The organism is Streptomyces sp. MNU76 (assembly GCF_020982545.1).
In the GTDB taxonomy this organism is placed as follows: domain Bacteria; phylum Actinomycetota; class Actinomycetes; order Streptomycetales; family Streptomycetaceae; genus Streptomyces.
Genome location: NZ_JAJKLK010000006.1, coordinates 277,406 through 298,672, shown reverse-complemented (window position 1 = coordinate 298,672; position 21,267 = coordinate 277,406). Strand labels below are relative to the sequence as shown.

The following is a 21,267-nucleotide window of genomic DNA, read 5'->3' as shown; positions in this document are numbered from 1 at the left end:
ACCTCGTCAGCTGGGGGGACCCGCCCCCGACGTGATCCACCGTCAGACAGCCGTCTCCCTCTCACCACTCAAGGCGATCACCCGGGTGAATCCGGGTGAACGCGCCCGCGCCGTCGGGCGAGTTCACGAAGGAGACGGACTCAGGACCTCGCCAACAGCGTGGTCAGGACCTCCCGCAGGTGTGCCTCGGCGTCGGGGACCGGCCCCGGCGCCCGCCAGGCCACGAACCCGTCGGGCCGGACGAGCACGGCGCCGCCGGGGGCCGTGCCGTGGACCTCCGCCCAGTCCGCGTCGCCCTCGGGCGTCAGGTCGGCGGCGGGGCCGTCGCCGATCCGGTACGAGGTCAGGGGGAGGGACATCTCCTCGGCCAGCCGGAGGGCGGCCTCGTGCCAGCCACCCGAACCGGCACCGCCGGCAGCGGCGTCGGCAGCGGCGTCCTCAGCGGCGTCGGCGTCGCTGAGGAGGACGAGCGAGCGCTCGTAGAGGTCCAGCGTCGAGACGGGTTCACCCCGGTGCCGTACCGCCATGTGGGGTGCCCTGCTGCCCGGGGCGCCGGACAGGTCGAGGCGTTCCGGGACGACCGGGGACGCGGGGTCGGCGCCGAGCACGGCGCCCTGCGGATAGCGATAGCCGAGGGCCACGTTGAGGATGCCGCGCTGCGGGCCGCCGCCACCGCCGATGCCGGGGGCCGGGGCGAAGCCGGGGTGGCTGTGCTCCACGGACCGGGCGGCGGCGCGGGCGCTGGTCGCTTCCGCCACCGGGCGGCGCTCGGCGTCGTACGTCTCCAGCAGGCCCTCCCCGGCCCAGCCGCCGAGCACCGCCGCCAGCTTCCAGGCGAGGTTGTGGGCGTCCTGGATACCGGTGTTGGAGCCGAACGCCCCGGTGGGGGACATCTCGTGGGCCGAGTCGCCGGCCAGGAAGACCCGGCCCGACCGGTAGCCGCGGGCGACGCGCTGGGCGGCGTGCCAGGGGGCCTTGCCGGTGATCTCGACGTCGAGGTCCGCCACCCCGATCGCGCGGCGGATGTGCTCGACGCAGCGCTCTTCGGTGAACTCCTCCAGGGATTCGCCGTGTTCGGGGTGCCAGGGCAGGTGGAAGACCCAGTTCTCCCGGTTGTCCACGGGCAGCAGCGCCCCGTCGGCGTCGGGGTTCGTCAGGTAGCAGACGATGAAGAGACGGTCGCCGACGACCTCGGCGAGGCCGCGGGAGCGGAAGGTGACGCTGACGTTGTGGAACAGGTCGCCGGGGCCGCTGTGGCCGATGCCGAGCTGCTCGCGGATCGGGCTGCGGGGGCCGTCGGCGGCGACGAGGTAGTCGGCTCGGACGGTGGTGTGCTCGCCGGTCTCGCGGCTCTTGACGATCGCGGTGACACCGGAGGAGTCACAGTCGAACGACAGCAGTTCGGTGTTGTAGCGCAGGTCGCCACCGAGCCGTTCGGCGTGCTCCCGCAGCACCGGCTCCAGGTCGTTCTGGCTGCACAGACACCAGGAACCGGGGCTGAACCGGGCGAGTCCGCCACCCGCGTCGATCTCCTTGAAGAGCCACTCGCCCGCGTCGCCGACGAGGGTGGGCGTCTGCAGGATGCCGTGGTTGCCGGCCAGGGTGGCGGCGGCCCGGCGGATGCCCTCCTCGACGCCGGCCGTGCGGAACAGCTCCATCGTGCGGACGTTGTTGCCGCGGCCGCGCGGGTGGATGGAGGTGCCGGCGTGCCGCTCCACCAGGGTGTGCGGCACCCCGAGGCGCCCCAGGAACACCGAGGTCGACAGGCCGACGAGGGAACCCCCGACGACGAGGACCGGGACGTGGTGGGTGCGGCTGCCGGTGGGGGCGTCCCGATCGGTCCTCTGCTGTGTCTCGGACGTCTGCCGTGTCTCGGACGTCTGCCGTGTCTCGGTCCTCTGCCGTGTCTCGGGGCTCGACCCCGTCTCGTGGCTGTGCTTCATCGCGTTCATCGCTCAACTCCAGCGCGTCGTGTCCGCCGACTCGTCCGGATCGGGCCGGGGGCTTCATCCATGCCCCGCGCCGGGAGAACGGGACCGGGCTTCACCCGCTTAGGGGTCGCTCGGCGGAAGTGCGCTGAGCTGAGCTACGCATGATTCGCTCATGTACTCGGGTGCGACTGAGTACTTGCGCTCTGCCGGGCGCGGCGGCACGCCGGGAGGCTGGGCCCATGAGCCAACGACTCCAGCACCTCCTGAAGCCCTCGTCCCCGCTGCTGCCGACCCTGGTGACGGCCGTGGCCTCGCTGACCCTCTGGGCCCTGTGGCTGGGCTGGGACCAGCGGCGTGATCTGCAGCCTGACGGTTCGTCGACCGGCCCGTACGAGGCGTGGCAGGTGATCGGTCTGGTGCTGACCCTGCTGGTGCCGGTGTACTGGGCGGCGTCCCGACGGCACATCGCGGGCGCGGTGGCCGGCACGACGACCGGTCTGACCGTGGCCTCCTTCTACGACTGGCCGGACGACGCCAGCGGCCTTTACGTCATCGGTGTCGGGATGGTGATGCTGGGGACCGTCGCCGTGACGACCGCCGTCTCGTTCCTGATCGCGGCCGTCACGGCCGGCGGGTCGCGGCCTCAGCCGACGGCCCCCGTGGCCTCCTAGGACCCGGTGGACTCGTAGGACCTGGTGGACTCGTAGGCCTCGGGGTCGAACCGGGCCAGGCGCCGGCGCATGTGGCCCGTGGACCAGGGCCAGCTGAAGCTGTTCACGCCGTTGGTGTCGAGGTAGTAGCTGGAGCAGCCGCCCGCGTTGTACACGGTGGAGGGGAGTGCTTGCTGGACCTCCGCGTGGAACGCGGCCTGTACTTCGGGGCGTACGTCCATGCTGGTCCAGCCCGCCGCACGGAAGTGCCGTATCGCGCCCGCGACGTACGCCAGTTGGGCCTCCAGGACCGAGTACGCCGAGGAGTGTCCGGTGCCGAGGTGCGGTCCGAGGAGGACGAAGGCGTTGGGGAAGCCGCTGACGGTGGTGCCGAGATAGGCGTCCGGGCTGCCCTTCCAGTGGTCGTCGAGGCTGGTGCCGTCGGCGTCGAACACGCGCTGTCCGATGGGCATGTCGAGGATGTGGAAGCCGGTGCCCAGGACGATCGTGTCGACGTCCGCGCGGCTGCCGTCGGCGCCGATGACCCGGCGGCCCTCGACGGCTTTCACCGCCGTGGCGTGCACGGTGACGTTGGGCCTGGTCAGGGCCGGATAGTAGGTGTTGGAGAGGAGCAGGCGCTTGCAGCCCAGGGTGTAGTCGGGGGTCAGTGCCCGGCGCAGGGCCCGGTCCTTGACGGTGGCCCTGAGGTGGAGCGTGCCCACCTTCTGCACCGCCCGCAGCAGGGCCGGGTGGCGGAAGCCGACGCCGAGGGCCTCCAGCGCCGCGTACTCCGCCCTGCGCAGAGCCCGTTGGGCCCCGGGGACGCTCCGCAGCACCCGGCGTTCGGCGCGGGGCACCGCGTGGTCGGGCTTGGGCAGCACCCACTGGGCGGTGCGCTGGAACAGGTGCAGCCGGCCGACGCGGGGCTGGATCGCGGGCACGAACTGCACGGCCGAGGCGCCGCTGCCGACGACGGCCACCCGGGCGCCGGTGAGGTCCACGTCGTGGCGCCAGCGCGAGGAGTGGAAGACCTCGCCGGGGAAGTCGGCCAGGCCCGGTATGTCGGGGAGCAGCGGTTCGTGCCAGGGGCCGGCCGCCGAGATCAGGAAGCGGGTGGTGTAGGTGCCGCGGTTCGTCTCGACGCGCCAGCGGGCGTCCCCGGGGTTCCACTGCGCCCGGGTGACCTCGGTGCCGTAGCGGATGAGGGGCGTGATGCCGTACGCGGCGGCGGTGTCGCGGAGGTAGGAGCGGATCTCGGGCTGGCCGGCGAAGGCCCGGGTCCACTCCGGGTTCGGCGCGAAGGAGTACGAGTACAGGGCGGAGGGCACGTCGCAGGCGCAGCCCGGGTAGGTGTTGTCCCGCCAGGTGCCGCCCAGGTCGTCCGCCTTCTCGACGATCACCGGATCGCTGACCCCTGCCTCGCGCAGCTTGATCGCCGCGCCGATGCCGGAGAGGCCGCTGCCGATGATCAGGGCCTCGACGTGGTGGGACTCGTGGGTGACGGTCGCGGCGGCCGGGCGGTCACGGGTCGCGGGGTTCTCGGTGTTCTCGGTCTTCCCGGTGTTCTCAGGGTGCGGCATCTCAGGCTCCTGTCCGGGTGGCGGCAGTGGGTGCGGCGGCACCGGCGGCCTGGCGGTCGGCCTCGCGGAGGGCCTCGCGGACGACGGCGCGGGTCGTGCGCAGGGCGGTCTCCAGGACCGTCAGGCGTCGTAGGGGGTCCATGAAGTTGCCGCCCATCACCTCCAGGTCGGCGGCGGTGGGCTCGATCCGGACGACCTGGGTGCCGGCGGCCCGCAGCGCGGCGCACTCCGCGTCGAGCGTGCGGGTCATCACGCGGCGCAGCAGCGCCTCCGCCCGGCCGAGCCCCCGGCGGGGTCCGGGGACGCGGGAGCTCATCGGCGCGACGACGTACACCTCGTCGAGTCCGCTCGGGACCAGCAGGTCGGCGGAGGCGGTGGAGAGGATGCCGCCGTCCGCGTACCGTCGGCCCGCGATGCGCACCGGCGGGAACCAGCCCGGCACCGCCCAGGACGCCCTGAGCGCGTCCCGCAGGGTGGCCGGGCGGGCGTCGGGGTGCCCGAAGACCGTACGGCGGCCCGTGTCGAAGTCGGTCGCGACCAGCCAGGTCGCCGGGTGCGGGACCCACCGTCCGGCGGGGGTGAGGGAGTCCGCGAGGGCCGCGAGCCATCGGGCGTCACCGCGCCCCTGGGGCAGCAGACCGGACAGCCCGGCCACGGCGGGGACCGTGCCGCGCAGGGCGCGGCGGGCCAGCCCGGGTGATCCGAGGAAGGCCGCAGGTCGGGGCGGGAGCGCCCGGGGTGGGCCGGCGAAGTGCCGGAGGAGCTCGGGGCGGGCGTCCCGGCGGCCCAGCTGTGCGGCCAGGAGGTCGTCGACGCCGACGCCGGAGCCGAGCAGGGCCGCCACCTCGGCCCCGGCGGAGGTGCCCACCAGGATCTCGGCCTCGCGCGGGTCCCAGTCGGTGGCCCGCCGCAGCGCGTGCAGGGCGGCGATGGTCCAGGCCGCGCCGAGGGTGCCGCCGCAGCCCAGGACGAGACCTCGGGAGGGATTGGGGGACTGGAGGGGACTGGAGGGGGTCGTGCGTGTGCTCGTGGCGTCCACCGCGTTCACATCCACCTATTCGGTCGGAGTCTCGGGTTGTCGAGTACGTGCGAATTCCAGATACCGATGAGATCGGGATACTAGTGGTATCCGAAATCCTTGGACAGCCTCCGGCGGGGATAAGATCCGGGGACTTCGAGCCGCCTGTAGAGGGAGGCCGTCCGGAGGGGGAGAAGGAGAGGGAGCGAGACATGGCCCGCCTCAGCCGCGTCGAGAGTCAGGAACGGACGCGTGAGCGGCTGGTCGCCACCGCGCGGCGGCTGTTCCTCTCCCACGGCTACGCCGCCACCTCGCTCAGCGACGTCGCCGAGACGGCCGGCTACTCCAAGGGCGCCGTCTACTCCAACTTCCGCAGCAAGGACCATCTGTGCCTCGCCGCCCTCGACGACATCCGGGCCGAACAGCTGGCGCTGCTCACGGACGCCGTGATGGGCGAGGCCGGGATCGAGGACCGGCTGGCGGCCTTCGCCGCGTGGGCCGAGGCGCACATCGGCGACGAGGCCTGGACCACGCTGGAGGTCGAGTTCCTCACCAGCGCGCGGCACGACGACGAACTGCGGCGGGAGATCACGACGCGCGTGGCGGCGGTCCGTGAGGCGCTCGCCCACCTGCTCGACGCGCTGGCGCTGGAGCTGGGCGTCTCCCCGGCGATGCCCGCCGACCGGGCCGCGATGACCCTCCTCAGCCTGGGGATAGGCCTGGGCGTCCAACGCGTGGCCGACCCGACCGTCCCGACGGCCGTACTGACGGAGACGCTGCGGTTGGTGCTGCGGATGGGGGACCCGGGGGTGGAGTGAGCCGGGCCGGTGGAGTCAGGCGAGTCGGCGGAGTCGGGTGGGGCGGCGGAGGGAGTCAGGCTGGCGGAGTCGGGCGAGTCGGCACGGTCAGGCAGGTCGGCGTAGGCAGGTGGCTCGGCGGGAGTGGGGCAGTTCGGCGTAGGCCGTCAGGGCGGTCGAGCCAGGCGGGCTGGGTCAGGCGAGCCGGCGCAGGGAGCCGAGCCGACGGAGTCAGGTATCTCGGCGTAGACCGAGCCAGGTCGGGCGAGCCGGTGCGGGGAGCCAGGCCGGCCGAGCCAGGGGAGTCGGCGTCGGCCGGTGCATCGGTCGGGTCAGGCGAGTCGGCGCAGGCCGGCGCGTCGGTCGGGTCAGACCCGTCCTCGGGTTTCCGCCGCGCGGCGGGCCAGGGAGTCGAAGATCACGGCGATGAGCAGGACCCCGCCGGTGATCATGAACTGGACGGCCGACTGGACGCCCAGCAGGGCCATGCCCGAGGCGATCGACTGGATGATGAGGACGCCCAGCAGCGCGGACCACGTCGAGCCCCGGCCGCCGAAGAGACTGGTGCCGCCGATGACCGCGGCGGCGATCGCGTTGATGAGCAGCATCCCGGAGCCCGGCACCTGGGTCGCCGAGGTGAGCCGGGACGCGACGAACAGACCGCCCACCGCGGCCAGGGTCCCCGACACCACGAACACCGCGATCCGTACACGGGACACGTCGACGCCGGACCGCCGCGCCGCCTCCACCCCGCTGCCCAGCGCCATCACCTGACGGCCGTACACCGTGCGGCGCAGGAAGAGGTCCGCGGCGATGACGACGCCGAGGAAGATCAGCAGTGCCAGCGGCAGGCCCTCGAAGCGGTCGAGGACGTAGACGGTGGCGAAGGAGACCAGTGCGAGCAGCGCCGTCCGCACCCAGATCCCGCCCCTCGCCCGGTACGGCATCCCGGCCGCGCCCCGGCGTGCGCGGTCGCGGAGACAGACGAGGAGGTACGCGAGCGGACCGAGCGCCGCGAGGCCGTAGGTGACGGCGGCGGAGCCGAAGGAGTGGCTGGTCAGCTCGGCGACCAGGCCGTCGTCGCTGAAGCTGATGGAGCTCTCCGGGCCCAGGAGGTAGAGCATCAGGCCGTTCCAGGCCAGCAGGCCCGCGAGGGTGACGACGAACGCGGGCACACCGATCTTGGTGAACACGAACCCGTGGACCGCCCCGGCCGCCGCGCCGCAGGCCACCGCGACGAGCACGGCGAGGCCCTCCGGCATGCCGTGGTTCACGTTCAGCGCGGCGAACAGGGCGCCGGAGAGCCCGGCCAGGGATCCCACCGAGAGGTCGATCTCGCCGATCAGCAGCACGAAGACGACGCCGACGGCGACCATGCCGGTGCCCACGATCTCGACGCTGAGGACGGAGAGGTTGCGCGGGGAGAGGAAGTTCTCGTTGAGACTCTGGAAGACGATCCAGGTCACGGCGAGGGCGAGCAGCGCGGGTGCCGGGCCGAGCTCCCTCTCGTGCACGCGGCGGCGCACGGCGTGGGCGTACGCGCGGGGGCGCTCGCCGTACCACCGGCGCCCGGCGTGCGACCGCCGCCCGGTCCGCGACCGGTGCGCGTCGTCCTGCGAGCCCCCGTCCCGGGAGCTCCCTCCCCGTTCCCCCTCACGGCCATGTCTCCTCCGGGTCGGCCGGATGGTGGCCCGCCGTGTTGTCCACCGCGCCGGTGATGGAGGAGATGATCTGCTCCTGGGAGGTCGTGCTGACGTCGAACAGGCCGTTGTTGCGGCCGAGGCGCAGGACGGCGATGCGGTCGGCGACGGCCTTGATGTCGCCCATGTTGTGGCTGATGAGGAGCACTCCGGTGCCCCGGTCGCGCAGCTCCTCGATGAGGTCGAGGAGCTGGTTGGTCTGTTCGAGGCCGAGGGAGGCGGTGGGCTCGTCCAGAAGGAGCAGCCGGGGCGCGTTCACGAACGAGCGGGTGATCGCGACGACCTGCCGCTGCCCGCCGGACAGCGTGGAGAGCGGGACGCGTACGTCGGGGATGCGGATGGAGAGGGTGCGCAGCAGCTCGCGGGTGCGGCGCTCCATCTCCACCTCGTCGAGGACGCCGAAGCGGTGGATCTCCCGGCCGAGGAAGAGGTTGCCGACGACGTCGAGGTGGCCGCACATCGCGAGATCCTGGTAGACGGCCGCGATCCCGAGGAGCTGGGCGTCCTGGGGGCGTCTGATCTGGACGGGTTCGCCCTCCCACTCGATGACGCCCTTGTCGGGGGGACCGACGCCCGAGATCACCTTGACCAGCGTGGACTTCCCGGCGGCGTTGTCGCCGACCAGGGCGACCACCTCACCGGCCCTGATCTCCAGTTCGACGTCCACGAGCGCGTGGACGGCGGCGAAGCGTTTGGAGACGCCGCGCAACGCCAGCAGGGGCTGAACCACCGGGTCACCTCCTGGACGGGGCGGACGGTACTGAGGGGCCGGCCGCTGAGGCTCATGGGGTGAGTCCGGCCTTGTCGCACGCGGGGCGGAGCTTCGGGGTGCATATCTGGTCGATGCGGTACATACCGTCCTCGACCACAGTCTCCTCGATGTTGTCGACCGTCACCGCGACCGAGGGGAGGAGGACCGCTGGGATGTTCTCGTCGGTGGGGCTGTCGACGGTGCCGGTGGCGATGTCGTCGACCGCCTCGCCGCGCCCCAGGGCGACGGCCATCTCGGCGGCGGCGTCGGCGGCGGGCTCGTACGGCTTGTAGACGGTCATGTGCTGGCTGCCCTGGACGATGCGCTGGATGGCCACCAGGTCGGCGTCCTGGCCGGTGACCGGGGGCAGCGGCCGTACCGCACTGGCGTTGAGGGCGGAGACCACGGCGCCGGCGAGGCTGTCGTTGGCGGCCAGGACGCCGTCGATGTTCTCGGCGCCGAGGGCGGAGATGGCGCCGCTCATGTTGACGTAGCCGTTCTCCGGCCGCCAGCCGACGGTGTCGTACGACTTGCCGATCTTCACCTCGCCCTCCAGGACGGAGAGCGCGCCGCGCTTGAACCAGCCGGCGTTGGGGTCGTTGGTGGCGCCGTTCATCATGACGATCTGTCCGCCGTCCGCCTTGTCGCCCATGGCCTTCAGCAGTTCCTCGGCCTGGAGCTTGCCGACGATGTCGCCGTCGAAGGTGACGTAGCCGGAGATGGGACCCTGGGCGAGCCGGTCGTAGGCGACGACCGGGATGTCGGCCCGCTCGGCGGCCTCGACCGACGAGCGCAGCACCTTGGGGTCGACGGCGGCGACGATCAGGACGTCGACGCCTCTGGTGATCATGGCGTCGAGCTGCTGCCGCTGGACGGCCGGCTCGGCCGTGGCGGCGACGGCCGCCGCCGGGCAGCCGGGGCACAGCTCCTTGAGCCGCTTCTCGATCAGGGGTCTGTCGAACTGCCCGAAGCGGGAGGCTCCCCCGCCGGGGAGCAGTACGCCGACGGTGAGGTCGTCACCTCCGCTCCCGCCGTCCCCGCCACCACAGGCCCCGGTCAGCACCAGACCGACACCGACCACGAGGGCCGCGCCCGCACGGCTGAGGGACCTACGTTTCACGGCCGCACGGCCGACGCCGAGACCCATGTCGGTTCCTTAGGGATGTGTGCCCAGTCTTGCCCAGCCTTGCACCGTTATGGATGCATATCGTCCAGCGTAGTCAAGAGGGTGGGCGGGTGAGGCGAGACCCCTGGTGCGGCAGGCTTCGTGCCGAGGTTGCGGGGCCCTTGCATGGCGCTGAGCATGGGCCGGGGGAGCCGCGAGCCGCGACAGAGGCCGGTGTCGGTATGAACACCTCCCGTACGACCCACACCACCCGTACGACGCGTGCGGCCGACCATGGCGCCGATGACGACCGCCCGCTGAGCTGCCTTGTCACCGGTGCCACCGGGTACATCGGCGGTCGGCTCGTGCCCGAGTTGCTGGAGGCCGGGTATGCGGTGCGGTGTCTGGCGCGGGTGCCCGGGAAGTTGCGGGACCATCCGTGGGCCGGGCGGGTGGAGGTGGTGCGTGGGGATGTGACGGACCCGGAGTCCGTGGGGGCGGCCATGGAGGGCGTGGACGTCGCGTACTACCTCGTGCACGCGCTCGGCACCGGGCGGGGGTTCGAGGAGACCGACCGGCGCGCGGCGGAGATCTTCGGGGAGCGGGCGCGGGCCGCCGGGGTGCGGCGGATCGTCTACCTCGGCGGGCTGACCCCCGCCGGAGTCCCCGAGCGAGAACTCTCGCCGCATCTGCGGTCCCGCGCCGAGGTGGGCCGGGTGCTGCTGGCCTCGGGCGTCCCCACCGCCGTGCTCCGGGCCGCCGTGATCATCGGGTCCGGGTCGGCCTCGTTCGAGATGCTCCGCCATCTCACCGAACGGCTGCCCGTGATGGTGACCCCCAGCTGGGTCCGCACCCGTATCCAGCCGATCGCCGTCAGGGACGTGCTCCGCCTCCTCGTCGGCTGCGCGGAACTGCCGGAGGACGTGAACCGGACCTTCGACATCGGCGGGCCGGACGTCGTCACGTACGAGCAGATGATGCGGCGGTACGCGGCCGTCGCGGAGCTGCCGAAACGGGTCATCGTGCCCGTGCCGCTGCTCACCCCACGGCTGTCCAGCCTGTGGGTCGGGCTGGTCACCCCGGTGCCCGGCGGTCTCGCGCGCCCGCTCGTCGAGTCGCTGAAGCACGAGGTGGTGTGCGGCGAGCGGGACATCGTCCGGTACGTGCCCGACCCGCCGGAGGGGCCGGTCGGCCTGGACCGGGCGATCGCGCTGGCCCTGCGACGCGTACAGGACGCCGACGTGGCGACCCGGTGGTCCTCCGCCGCCACGCCCCGCGCCCCCAGCGATCCGCTGCCCACCGACCCCGACTGGGCGGGCGGCAGCCTCTACTGCGACCACCGCGAGCGCACCGTCTCGGCGCCGCAGCGGGCGTTGTGGCGGGTGGTGGAGGCGATCGGCGGCGAGAACGGCTGGTACTCCTCGCCCCTGGCCTGGTCGCTGCGCGGCTGGGCGGACCGGCTGGTCGGCGGGGTCGGACTGCGCCGGGGCCGCCGGGACGCCGCCCGGCTGCGGATCGGCGACAGCCTCGACTTCTGGCGGGTGGAGGAGATCGAGCCGGGCCGACTGCTCCGACTGCGCGCGGAGATGCGGCTGCCGGGGCTGGCCTGGCTGGAGATGACCGTCGACCGGGACGAGGAGGGGCGGACGGTCTACCGGCAGCGCGCCCTGTTCCATCCGCACGGGCTGGCGGGGCATGTGTACTGGTGGAGCGTGGCGCCCTTCCACGCGGCGGTGTTCGGGAGGATGGCGCGTAACATCGCGGAAGCGGCGGTGGCCGAGGCCGAGGCCGACGAGACCACCGGCTCCGCACCCGCTCGCACCGTGCGCCCCTGACGCGCCGCGGGCGGGTCCACCTCCGGCTCGGGCAACCGCGTGCCGCGTGACTCGGCCACGCGCAGGGCGTCAGCGACGTGGGTTCCCCCGTCCTCCGATGGCCCCGACGGGCCCGCGAAGCCATCCCAGGCATCCGCGTATCCGCAGGTCAAATGGGGTGGGATGGTTCCAGGGGGCTTGATGGGGCGGTGGCTGTTGCGTTCGGTTGCCGGGGGCGCCGATGCTCTTGGTGTCGCACCGAGCAGGGCCGGGCCGACCAGCCGGTCTCTTCGGGGCGTTCAGCCCAGGCATCACTCACTCATTCACGGGGGAACACCCATGTCCTTGCGCATCCGTACGAGCGCTCTCACCGCCCTCGCCGTCGTCGCCCTCGCGGCGGGCTCGGTGCTGACGGCGCCGGCCGCCGGGGCCGCCACGAAGGCCGCCGCGCCCAAGTTCCTGTCGGCGTCCCAGCTGCCGCCGCACCCGTCGTCGTCCTGGACCGCCGGGCCGGTCGCCGAGGGGGTCCCGGCGGCGCTCGACCTCTGCTTCCACACGGAGAACGTGCCCGCCTACAACTACCGGCACCGGGAGTTCCGGACCGACGTGGACACCGGCGCCGTGCAGCTGACCGTCGTGGCGAGCACACCCGCTCTGGCCAAGGGCCTGGCGAAGCACTACGACGACCTGTTCCGCACCTGCGCCGACCGCCTGGAAGCGGGCTCGCCCGACATCGACGCCGAGGGCCGGGACTTCGGCACACTGCCGGTCGAGGAGGGCGCGCGCGTCCGCGGCGTGAACACCGAGACGTCCTGGGGCGCCACCGACGTCGCCCTGATGTCGGTCGGGCGGGACGGCAACACCGTCACCGTCGTCCAGTGGGGGCAGATGGGCGACTTCACCGACGCGCCCGTGGCCGCCTTCAAGAAGACCACGACCACGGCCGTCAACAAGCTGTACTGACCGGGCGGGCACAGGGAAGCGCCGGGGCCGTCCTTCCGCCGGAGGGGGCGGAAGGACGGCCCGCACCGCAGGGTCAGCTGGGCTCCGCCTGACTCCTACGCGTCCGGCAGGGATGCCGTCAGGCGCTCCCACGCCCCGTGCACCTGCTCCCCGGGCCTGCGTGTATCCGTCGGGGCCGGGCCCGCGTGTGTCTGTCGGCTGTCCGGCCCTGCGTGCATCTGTCGGGTGCCGGTGCCGGTGCCGGTGCCGGGCGCCGTGGCCCGTGTCCCGTCGGCTCGGCACGCCGTACGGCTCTCAGGCGCCCCGGCGGTCGATGAGGGCGGTGCACTCCTCGACCAGCCGTCGGGTCACCCCGTCGATGAGGGTGAACGGCTGGAGCCGCAGCGCGACGCCGCCCAGCCAGCCCGTCAGATCCTCCGCGAGCGCCGCATCCCCGGGGTCGGCCTCGCACGCGGCGATCAGGGCGAGCAGCAGCCGCGCCCAGGTGCCGCCGAACTCGTGGAACCGGGAGCGCATCAGCGTGGCCTGGACCCGGGAGGCCGAGGCGAACAGGCAGTGCGCCTGGAGCCCGAGGACACCGGCAGCGCCCGCGCTGTCGGAGCCAGAGCCCGGGGCGCGCAGCAGACCGAGGGCGGCCTCGGCGAACAGGGTCGCCAGGACGGGGGCGGTCTGCGGCTCGCAGCGCAGGGACGGCGTCACGGTCGTGGCCCCGGCCGACGGGTCGAACGCGAGGTCGTGCAGGACCGCCGGCACCGCGTCCTCCCCGAGGACCCGGCTCGCGGCGGCGACCGCTGCCGAGTACGACGCGATCGTGCGCCTGCCGCCGCGCTCCGGACTCCGGCCGGTCAGCGACTGCCACTCCCGGGTGGCGTCGGCCTCTGCGGCGGGATCGATGCCCCGGGCCTCCCGGATGAGCTCGTTGCCCTCGGCCGTACGGCCCGCGACCCGCAGATCGAGGCCGTGGCGGGTGAGGGCGGAGGCCAGATGGGTGCGGTCGTCCGGGCTGTCCGACTGGGCCAGGGCCCGTGCGGTCTGCACCTGGGCCGCACCGGCTCCGACGGCGATCGAGAGCCTGCCCTGCTCGGTGTGGATCCGGGCCGCGATGCCGGCTGCGTCCCGCAGATAGTGCCCGTGCATGACGGCCTCGGCGAGGGAGCCGCGGTTGATCGACTCGCCCTTGGCCAGGTAGTACCTGACGGCCCAGTCCGCCGAGCAGACGGCGAGGTCCCGGTCGCCGAAGCTGTACAGCACGCCCGCGTTCAGGCTCAGCACGCGGGCGAGGTCGAGATGGTGGGGGCTGTCGGTGGCGTCGGCACCGAGGCCCAGATACGTCATGACCGCCTCGTCCGACTCGACGAGGGCGGACGCCCCGTGTCCCAGCACGCTGAGCGCGTGCGCCTTGCGCGCGTGGACGTCGGCGAGGAGCGGAACCATGTCGGACGCGGCGCGCCCGTCGGACGCGGCGCGCCCGTCGGACGCGGCGTTCCCGCCACCTCCGGCCGGCTGCTGGGCGAGTTCCTCGTAGAGGGCCGCGCACTCCGTGAGGGCGTCGAGGGCCTGTCCTGGTTCGTTCGCGCTGGTCAGCGTGGAGCCCAGGCCGTACAGCACACTGCCGAGCATCTCCTTGGCCGCGCGGTCGGCCGGGTTCCGCTCGACCAGGTCGTACATCAGCCGCCGGGCCTCCTGCTGCAACGCCACGCCCTCGCCGGGCCGCCCGTCGAGCATCAGCAGCTGAGCCTCGGTGAACAGCTCGCCCACGCGCCGTCTGAGTCCCGCGTCGGCGTCCTCGCCCGCCTCTCCGGCGTCCCGCGTGGGGTCGGGCCCCGGCTTCGCGCCGCCCGCGGAGGCACCGGACTTCGGCCGACGACGCCACTTCATACACCCTCCCCAGCCCTGCCCCAAACGGGTCATCCCCTCCCAATGACCTTGTAAACAAAGGGAGTTGACGAGATCTGAGGGGTGGTCGCCGAGAAAGTCCGAGGCGCGCCCCGAACCGGTGCGAACCCCTCCGAATCGTGCTGCCCTTCGCGTACATCCAAGGCCGTGCCGTATGCGTCTTACAAGGAAGTCCGTTGCCCGCAAGGGAAGTTCAGGGACATTCCAGGGAAGCTCACCGTCACCGGAGGACCCGATGCACCGTCGCCTCGTCATCTCGGCCGTCACCACCGCCCTCGGTGCCACCACGCTCGTCGGCACCGCCACGTCCGCCTCCGCCGCGCCCCAGGCCGTCGACTGCCGCAAGGTGAAGTGCGTCGCCCTGACCTTCGACGACGGACCGGTCAAGGACACCCGGCGGCTGCTGGGCATCCTCAACGACCGTGACGTCAGAGCGACGTTCTACGCCGTCGGCACCAACGTCCAGAAGAACCCGGCGACGGTGCGCGCCGCGGCGCAGGCCGGCCACCAGATAGGCAACCACAGCTGGGACCACGCGAACCTGACCAAGCTCAGCGCCGCGAAGGTCAAGTCGCAGCTCTCCCGCACGGACACGGCGATCAAGCAGGCGACCGGCACGAAACCCACCACCTTCCGCGCCCCCTACGGCGCCCACAACGCGACCGTGCGCTCGGCCGCCGGGCGACCGCTGGTGCACTGGAGCGTCGACACCCTCGACTGGAAGTACAAGGACACGGCCCGGCTCGTGAAGTACGTCAACGCCGAGACCAGGCCCGGCGACATCGTCCTCATGCACGACATCCACCGGACGACGGTCGACGCGGTGCCCGGCATCATCAAGGCCCTCAAGGCCCGCGGCTTCCACTTCGTCACGGTCGACCAGCTCTTCGCCCCCACCAAGCTCCCCGCCGGCAAGGTCACTTACCACAACCGCGCGGCCTACCGCCCCTGACCGGCGCATCCACGGGCGCGGCCGCGGAACGGCAGTTTGGGTGGGTGCGCCCCAACCGTCCCACCCACCCCGCAGGCCTCTGCAACCATTCGTGTTCGTTCCGTTGACACCCTGTGCATCCCCTTCTAATGTCTCGCCAGCATTCCGGCCATGTGACGAGATTTCGAACGGTTGAAAGGCACGTGCCCGCGTATCACCGGAAGAAGCAGCACCCACGTGGTCGGAGCGGCGAGACGCGGCCCGACCCGTGCGGCGGCGCGCTCCGGCAGCGGGTTCGGAACAGCCGCCGTGTGGCGAACCCCCGACGACCCGGCCGGCCTCCCCTGGTCCGCCCGGCCGTGGAGCGGATGGTCCGCCCGGCCGTGGAGCGGATGTTCCCCGGGGCCACCCGATCGGCTCCGCCGCCCTCCCGCGGTCGTCCGTCGCGCCGTCACCCTGCCCCCCACGACGACCAGAACGGGAAATGACCACCATGCGTAACCGAAGAGCCGTCCTCGCAGCCCTCGCCGGAGCGACCTCCCTCGCTCTCACCGTGTCCGCCTGCGGCGGCGAGGCCGGCGAGGCCGCTTCCGGGGGCGGCACGATCGGTATCGCCATGCCGACCCGGGCCTCCGAGCGCTGGCTCACCGACGGCAAGAGCGTCGTGGAGGACCTGGAGGCCAAGGGGTACAAGACCAAACTGGTCTACGGCGACGACGACCCGAAGGCCCAGGTGTCGCAGATCGAGAAACTGGTCGAGCAGCGTGTCGACGCCCTCATCGTCGCGGCCATCGACAACAAGTCCCTGGGCGGTGTGCTCAAGAAGGCCGCCGCCGCGGAGATCCCGGTGATCTCCTACGACCGGCTCATCCTCGGCACCAAGGACGTCGACTACTACGTCTCCTTCGACAACGAGCAGGTCGGCCGGCTCCAGGCCCGGCACATCATCGACAAGCTCGGCCTCGACGAGGGCAAGGGCCCGTTCAACATCGAGCTGTTCGCCGGTTCCCCCGACGACAACAACACCAAGTACTTCTACGACGGCGCGATGCACCTCCTCCAGCCGTACCTGGACAACAAGCAGTTGGTGGTCCGGTCCGGTCAGACCGAGCTGGACCGGATCACCACGCTGCGCTGGGACGGGCCGACCGCGCAGAAGCGCATGACCAAGCTGCTCACCGCGTCGTACGGGACCGAGAAGGTCGACGCGGTGCTCTCGCCGTACGACGGCATCTCCATCGGCGTCCTGAACGCCCTGAAGGCGGACGGCTACGGCGCCGCCGGCAACCCCGTCCCCGTCATCACCGGCCAGGACGCCGAACTGGCCTCGGTGAGGTCGATCGTCGCGGGCGAGCAGTCGCAGACCATCTACAAGGACCTCCGCCAACTCGCCGAGGTCGCCGCGAAGATGGCCGACGACATCCTCAACGGCGAGACACCGGAGCTCAACAACCGGCGCTCGTACAAGAACGGCGTCAAGGCCGTGCCCGCGTATCTGCTCCAGCCGATCAGCGTCGACAAGTCCAACTACGAGTACGTCCTGCTCGGCAGCGACTACTACACGGCCGAAGACCTCAAGTGATCCGGACCGGGACCGGTCCGGACCGGGACTGATCCGGTGTGGCCCGGGTCACACCGGGGCGTCGATGACTTCTCCTGTCCCCGCCGGTCATGACCTACGACGACCGCAGGACACATCACCTGCGAAGACCCGCAGGACAGGAGAGGACACGACCGCCATGACCGCACCCGTGAAGGGCCCCGCGAGCTACTTTCCCTCGATCGAGAAGAAGTACGGCCGTCCGGTCGCGGAGTGGAAGGAGCTGATCCGGTCCTCGCCGCTGACCAGGCACATGGAACTCGTCGCCTGGCTGAAGAGCGAGCACGGTCTCGGGCACGGCCACGCCAACGCGCTCGTGGCCCACACGCTCGCCGAGCGGGCCGAGGGCTGAACCGGGCCCCCGGCACCGCGTCGCCGTCAGGGGCCGGGCGTCCCTTCCAGGACGGGACCGGTCGTCCCCTTCAGGACGGCCAGGAGTTCGCGCATCGCGGCGAGGCCGGCTCTGGCCTGCCGCGCGGCGCCGTCGAGGTCGTCGCGTTCGGCGTGGGCCACCACCTCGTGCGCGTGGTGGAGCACGGCCTGACGCAACTCGGCGGCGATCCGCTGCCGTTCCTCGTGCGCCTCGGCGACGGCGGACCACACCACCGCCGTCAACGCGCCGTCCTCGCGCCGGGTGACGCGCTCGCGCCGCCTGCGGACGAACACGCCCGAGCCCCACACGCCGGCCATCAGCAGGGCCAGGGGCAGCATGAGGACGACGGTGAGGAAGACACCGAACCAGAGCCCGAGGTCGTCCGCCCCGGCCGTGTCGAAGCCGTCCAGCGCGTCCAGCGTCACCGTCGTCGACGCGAGACCGGCGGCCATCGGTCCGATCGCCGGCCAGGTGCGGCCGGGGGGTCCCGCGAAGGCCGCGACCGCGTGCAGGGCGACACAGTCCGCGCAGGCCCCCGCCACGGTCAGCGCCCAGGCCACGTTCGCCGGCAGCAGCCCGAGCGCGAGACAGGCCGCCGGGATCCAGGCGGTGGCCAGCACGAGGAGAAGAACGGTCCACGGGGCCCGGCGCCGCCACAGCAGGGGCAGCGCGTGGAGGACGGCGGGCAGGAGGGCGGTGGCGGTGGCGGCGGGCCGCTCGATGAGGACGGCGGCGACGGGCAGCGCCGCGAGGGCCAGTACGGTCGTCGCGTCGGTCCAACTCCAGCGCGGCAGGACCGAGTTGATGCCCGCGCCGGTCGGGGGCCGCGGCAGCCGGGCCCGCACCGACCACCCCGGAGCGTCCGCGCGGGGCCCTGCCACGAGGGTCCCGCCGAGCCCGGCGGCCCGATCCCGCATCCCGGCGGTGCCGCTCCCGGCTCCCAGCCCTCGCGCTGCTGGCGCGCCCCGCCGGGGTGCCGATGGGGGTGGGGGCGGCGGTGACGGTGGGGGCCGCGGTCGTGCCGGGATGTGTCGCCGGGGCGGGAGCCGCCGGAGTGGTGAGGGGCGGTGGGGCGCCGGTCGTTGGTGTGTCCGCGGCGGGCGCGTCTGCCGTTGGTGTGCCGGTCGTTGGTGTGTCTGCCGCTGGTGGGGGTGTGCCGTCGTCCTCCACCAGGATGTCCAGTGTTCCGGCGTCGTCGCGGATCACCACGCGTACCGTCGCCCCGGGGGCGTAGCGCAGCGTGTTGGTGAGGGCCTCGCGGGCGATGCCGAAGGCGGCCTCGGCGGGCGGTCCCGTCAGGTCGGCCGTGCCGGGAGCGATGCTCACGTCGACGCGTTGGCCCAGGCGCACGCATCCCGCCACGAGTTCGGCGACGCGCTCCGCGAGGGGGCTCTCCTCGTCGGCCGCCGAACTCCGCATCACCGTGACGAGCCGGTTCAGCGCGGCGACGGTCTCGCGCCCGGCCTCCGCCGCCAACCGCAGGGCGTCGGCGGTCAGTTGCGGGTTGCGGTCGCCGACGTGACGGGCGGCGTTCGCGGTGACCACGACGGAGGTGAGGTGGTGCGCGCTGACGTCGTGCAGTTCACGGGCGAGCCGGTGGCGTTCCGTGGTGGCCGCGGTGACGCGTACGGCCTCGGCCCGCGCCAGTTCCCGTTCGGCGGCCCGCCGTCCGGCGAGCCAGCGGCGGCGGCTGCGGCCGGCGCCCACCGTTCCCGCGTAGACCACGACGCCGGCCAGCGCCTCGCCGCCCACGTCCACGGGGGAGTCGTACAGCAGTAGGGCGCGGACCGTTCCCGAGACGACCAGTGCGGACGCGACGAGGACGGCGGCGCGGGCCGGGCGCCGTACGGCCACCGAGTACAGCGCGACCACGCCTGCCACGGCGGCGGCGATCAGCGCGCGGTCCGGTAGGACGAACCCGGCGGTCGACACGGCTTCGATGGTGAGCGCGGTGGCGACGGGGAAGCGTCGGCGCGCCCCCAGGACGGCGGTGGCCGCGACGGTCACGGTCAGGCCGACGGCGAGCGGCACCGCCTCCACCGTCTCGCCGTGTGCGAGCGGGAGCCCCGGCCAGGCGGACAGCTGCGCGACCGCCAGCAGTGCCGGCAGCAGCCAGTTCCGTAGGTGCCCCATGATGCGGTCGATCATACTTTCGGCCCGGTGGCGGGGCGGTGCCTATCCCAGGTTGGAGACGGGGGTCGTGCCCACGGCCGACGCGGAGCCGACCGCCGCCGGGAATGCTTCTGCGTATGGCGACGAGGCACACCTTCGACAACGGCGATCCGCGGCAACTGCCCACCGGGGAGGGGATTGTGCCGGTGTACGGCAGTCCGGCCGGGGAGGCGGGTCCGGCTGCGGGCGGGAGTTCGGCCGTGGGCGGGGGTCGGCCGCGCAGGCGAGCCCGCCGGGGTACGGGAGCCTGTCCGCGCCCGGCGACCCGGCCGCGCCGGGACCCCGTTGCCGCACGGCAACCCGCACCCGTACCCCCACCCGTACTCTCACCCCCACCCTCACCCCAGCTCCCACCCCAACCCCCGTCACACCCTGCCCTGGTATCCGCCCCCGGTCCCCGCGCCCCCGGCCCGCCCCTCCCTTACCACCGGATGGCCCTGGCGGCCGGTGTGCGTGGGTGGTGGCGGCCCTTGCTGGGGACCCTTGTCGTGCTCTGTGGTGCGGTCCTCGCCGCCTTCGCCGTGTTCGCCGGTTCCGAGATCGTCGGCGCGGTCCTCGACCGCCCCCGCGACGGCGACGGCAACGTCCTCTGGGGCGGGACCGGCGACACCGCCCTGGCCCTGCTCTCCCTCGCCCTGTGCATCCCCGTGGTGCTGCTGGCCGCCCGGTGGACCCAGCGCCGCCCGGTCGGCACGGTCTCGTCGGTGACGGGCGCCCTGCGGTGGCGCTGGCTGGGGCTGTGCCTCACGGTCGCGCTCCCCGTGTCCGCCGCCATCCTGGGCATATCCCTGCTCCTGCCCGCCCCCGAGGGCGGTGGTCAGGAGATGACCTGGGCCGGGCTGTCCCCGTTCCTGCTCGGCCTCGCGACCGTCTGCCTGCTCGTCCCGTTCCAGGCGGCGGCCGAGGAGTACGTGTTCCGTGGCTGGCTGACCCAGGCGGTCGGAACCTGGTTCCGCTCACCGTGGATCGCGCTCGCACCCCAGGCGGTGCTCTTCGCCGCCGCGCACGGCTGGGGCACACCCTGGGGCTTCGTCGACCTGGTGGTGTTCGGCCTCGTCGCGGGCCTGCTGACCGTCCGCACGGGCGGCCTCGAAGCGGCGATCGCCCTGCACGTCCTCAACAACCTCCTCGCCATGGGTTTCATGGCCGCGCTCGCCGGGGGCCTCGCGACGGACGAGACGGCCGCCGACATGGGCGGGCTGATGCTGGCCGTCGACGTCCCGCTGGTCGTCCTCTACGCGGCCGTCGTCCTGTACCTGGCCCGCCGCCGAGACATCACGACCCACGCTCCGCACTCCACCAACGGTCACGGTCCCCGCCCCACTCACGGTCCTCACCCGGCCCACGGCCCTCACCCCGCTCACGGTCTTCACGGCGCCGAGGGCGGGTACCCGGTGCCGGGCGCGAAGACCGCGCCCGAGCGAACCCCGTGAGCGTCTCCGATCGGCAGTGAGGGGCGACGGCATGCAGACCTTCCTCCCCTATCCCGACTTCCGGGCCTCGGCGCTGGTCCTGGACCGGCGCCGGCTCGGCAAACAGCGGGTCGAGGCGCTGCAGGTCCTGCGCGGCCTCATCGTGCCGGGGTACGGGTGGCGCCGGCATCCGGCCGTCCGCATGTGGGCGGGGTCCGAGGAGGCGCTGGTCCGCTACGGCCTGGAGGTCTGCGAGGCGTGGAGCGAGCAGGGTCACCAGGACAGCTGCGCGGCCACCCTGGTCGCCGACCTCACCGCCTTCCGCCCCGGCGCACGGACCCGCGACCAGCGACGACTGGCCGCCGCCGGGGAACTCCCGCCCTGGCTCGGCGACGACGCCTCCCACCACAGCCACCGCTCGGCGCTGCTGCGCAAGGAACCGGACCTCTACGCCCCGGCCTTCCCCGAAGGGCCGGACGATCTGCCGTACGTCTGGCCGGCCTCGGACCGCGAGACTCCTCCGCCCTCCGACGGGAGTCCCGGCGCCGCCGCGTAGGGGCTGATGCGGCGGGCG

General features: G+C 73.0%; 17 protein-coding genes and 1 pseudogene. 9 read left to right on the top strand and 9 right to left on the bottom strand.

Features of this window, described 5'->3' with window-relative positions:
- Positions 1 to 140 precede the first annotated feature (140 nt).
- Entirely contained in the window at positions 141 to 1,952 is a 1,812-nt protein-coding gene (locus tag E4N62_RS16585) for an FAD-dependent monooxygenase (protein ID WP_230215276.1), read from the bottom strand.
- Positions 1,953 to 2,170: 218 nt separating this feature from the next.
- Between E4N62_RS16585 and E4N62_RS16580 the strand changes: the two genes are divergently transcribed.
- Complete coding sequence (locus E4N62_RS16580; RefSeq protein ID WP_230215275.1) at positions 2,171 to 2,602, top strand: hypothetical protein; 432 nt, start codon at positions 2,171 to 2,173, stop codon at positions 2,600 to 2,602.
- Here the strand turns inward: E4N62_RS16580 and E4N62_RS16575 are convergent.
- A complete protein-coding gene (locus E4N62_RS16575) occupies positions 2,599 to 4,161 on the bottom strand; it encodes an NAD(P)/FAD-dependent oxidoreductase (protein WP_230215274.1) in 1,563 nt (520 codons plus the stop codon). The genes E4N62_RS16580 and E4N62_RS16575 overlap by 4 nt on opposite strands.
- A gap of 1 nt (position 4,162) precedes the next feature.
- Complete coding sequence (locus E4N62_RS16570) at positions 4,163 to 5,215, bottom strand: patatin-like phospholipase family protein (RefSeq protein WP_230215272.1); 1,053 nt, start codon at positions 5,213 to 5,215, stop codon at positions 4,163 to 4,165.
- A gap of 176 nt (positions 5,216 to 5,391) precedes the next feature.
- Here E4N62_RS16570 and E4N62_RS16565 point away from each other — a divergent pair, with 176 nt between their 5' ends.
- Entirely contained in the window at positions 5,392 to 5,997 is a 606-nt protein-coding gene (locus E4N62_RS16565; protein WP_230215269.1) for a TetR/AcrR family transcriptional regulator, read from the top strand.
- Positions 5,998 to 6,344: 347 nt separating this feature from the next.
- On the opposite strand, the gene E4N62_RS16560 is transcribed toward E4N62_RS16565, so the two are convergent.
- From E4N62_RS16560 to E4N62_RS16550, 3 genes are all read right to left on the bottom strand, one after another.
- On the bottom strand, positions 6,345 to 7,502 hold the full coding sequence (locus tag E4N62_RS16560; RefSeq protein WP_230215267.1) for a sugar ABC transporter permease: 1,158 nt from the start codon (positions 7,500 to 7,502) through the stop codon (positions 6,345 to 6,347).
- Between the two features lie 127 nt (positions 7,503 to 7,629).
- A complete protein-coding gene (locus tag E4N62_RS16555) occupies positions 7,630 to 8,406 on the bottom strand; it encodes an ATP-binding cassette domain-containing protein (protein ID WP_230215265.1) in 777 nt (258 codons plus the stop codon).
- A gap of 52 nt (positions 8,407 to 8,458) precedes the next feature.
- Complete coding sequence (locus tag E4N62_RS16550; protein ID WP_230215263.1) at positions 8,459 to 9,574, bottom strand: sugar ABC transporter substrate-binding protein; 1,116 nt, start codon at positions 9,572 to 9,574, stop codon at positions 8,459 to 8,461.
- A gap of 200 nt (positions 9,575 to 9,774) precedes the next feature.
- Between E4N62_RS16550 and E4N62_RS16545 the strand changes: the two genes are divergently transcribed.
- On the top strand, positions 9,775 to 11,367 hold the full coding sequence (locus E4N62_RS16545) for an SDR family oxidoreductase (protein WP_230215261.1): 1,593 nt from the start codon (positions 9,775 to 9,777) through the stop codon (positions 11,365 to 11,367).
- Positions 11,368 to 11,685: 318 nt separating this feature from the next.
- A complete protein-coding gene (locus E4N62_RS16540; protein WP_230215260.1) occupies positions 11,686 to 12,309 on the top strand; it encodes a hypothetical protein in 624 nt (207 codons plus the stop codon).
- 294 nt (positions 12,310 to 12,603) lie between these two features.
- On the opposite strand, the gene E4N62_RS16535 is transcribed toward E4N62_RS16540, so the two are convergent.
- Positions 12,604 to 14,187, bottom strand: coding sequence for a hypothetical protein (locus E4N62_RS16535; protein ID WP_230215259.1), 1,584 nt, complete (start codon positions 14,185 to 14,187; stop codon positions 12,604 to 12,606).
- 253 nt (positions 14,188 to 14,440) lie between these two features.
- On the opposite strand from E4N62_RS16535, the gene E4N62_RS16530 reads away from it, so the two are divergent.
- From E4N62_RS16530 to E4N62_RS16520, 3 genes are all read left to right on the top strand, one after another.
- The gene (locus E4N62_RS16530) at positions 14,441 to 15,157 is read left to right on the top strand and encodes a polysaccharide deacetylase family protein (RefSeq protein ID WP_230215258.1); all 717 of its coding nucleotides are present in this window, start codon (positions 14,441 to 14,443) and stop codon (positions 15,155 to 15,157) included.
- 472 nt (positions 15,158 to 15,629) lie between these two features.
- Positions 15,630 to 16,718 carry a multiple monosaccharide ABC transporter substrate-binding protein gene (gene chvE / locus E4N62_RS16525; protein WP_230215257.1) on the top strand — a complete coding sequence of 363 codons (1,089 nt, stop codon included), beginning with the start codon at positions 15,630 to 15,632 and terminating at the stop codon, positions 16,716 to 16,718.
- A gap of 157 nt (positions 16,719 to 16,875) precedes the next feature.
- The gene (locus tag E4N62_RS16520) at positions 16,876 to 17,088 is read left to right on the top strand and encodes a DUF4287 domain-containing protein (RefSeq protein WP_230215256.1); all 213 of its coding nucleotides are present in this window, start codon (positions 16,876 to 16,878) and stop codon (positions 17,086 to 17,088) included.
- A 26-nt stretch (positions 17,089 to 17,114) separates the two neighbouring features.
- On the opposite strand, the gene E4N62_RS16515 is transcribed toward E4N62_RS16520, so the two are convergent.
- Together E4N62_RS16515 and E4N62_RS49395 are read right to left on the bottom strand one after the other, a co-directional pair.
- Positions 17,115 to 18,026, bottom strand: a complete 912-nt coding sequence (locus E4N62_RS16515) for a hypothetical protein (protein ID WP_230215255.1) — start codon at positions 18,024 to 18,026, stop codon at positions 17,115 to 17,117.
- 550 nt (positions 18,027 to 18,576) lie between these two features.
- Positions 18,577 to 19,242: pseudogene (locus E4N62_RS49395) on the bottom strand (histidine kinase); the annotation flags it as partial.
- A 509-nt stretch (positions 19,243 to 19,751) separates the two neighbouring features.
- Here E4N62_RS49395 and E4N62_RS16505 point away from each other — a divergent pair.
- Both E4N62_RS16505 and E4N62_RS16500 read left to right on the top strand, forming a co-directional pair.
- A complete protein-coding gene (locus E4N62_RS16505; RefSeq protein WP_230215252.1) occupies positions 19,752 to 20,714 on the top strand; it encodes a CPBP family intramembrane glutamic endopeptidase in 963 nt (320 codons plus the stop codon).
- Between the two features lie 31 nt (positions 20,715 to 20,745).
- On the top strand, positions 20,746 to 21,249 hold the full coding sequence (locus E4N62_RS16500; RefSeq protein WP_230215251.1) for an MSMEG_6728 family protein: 504 nt from the start codon (positions 20,746 to 20,748) through the stop codon (positions 21,247 to 21,249).
- The last annotated feature ends 18 nt before the right edge of the window (positions 21,250 to 21,267 follow it).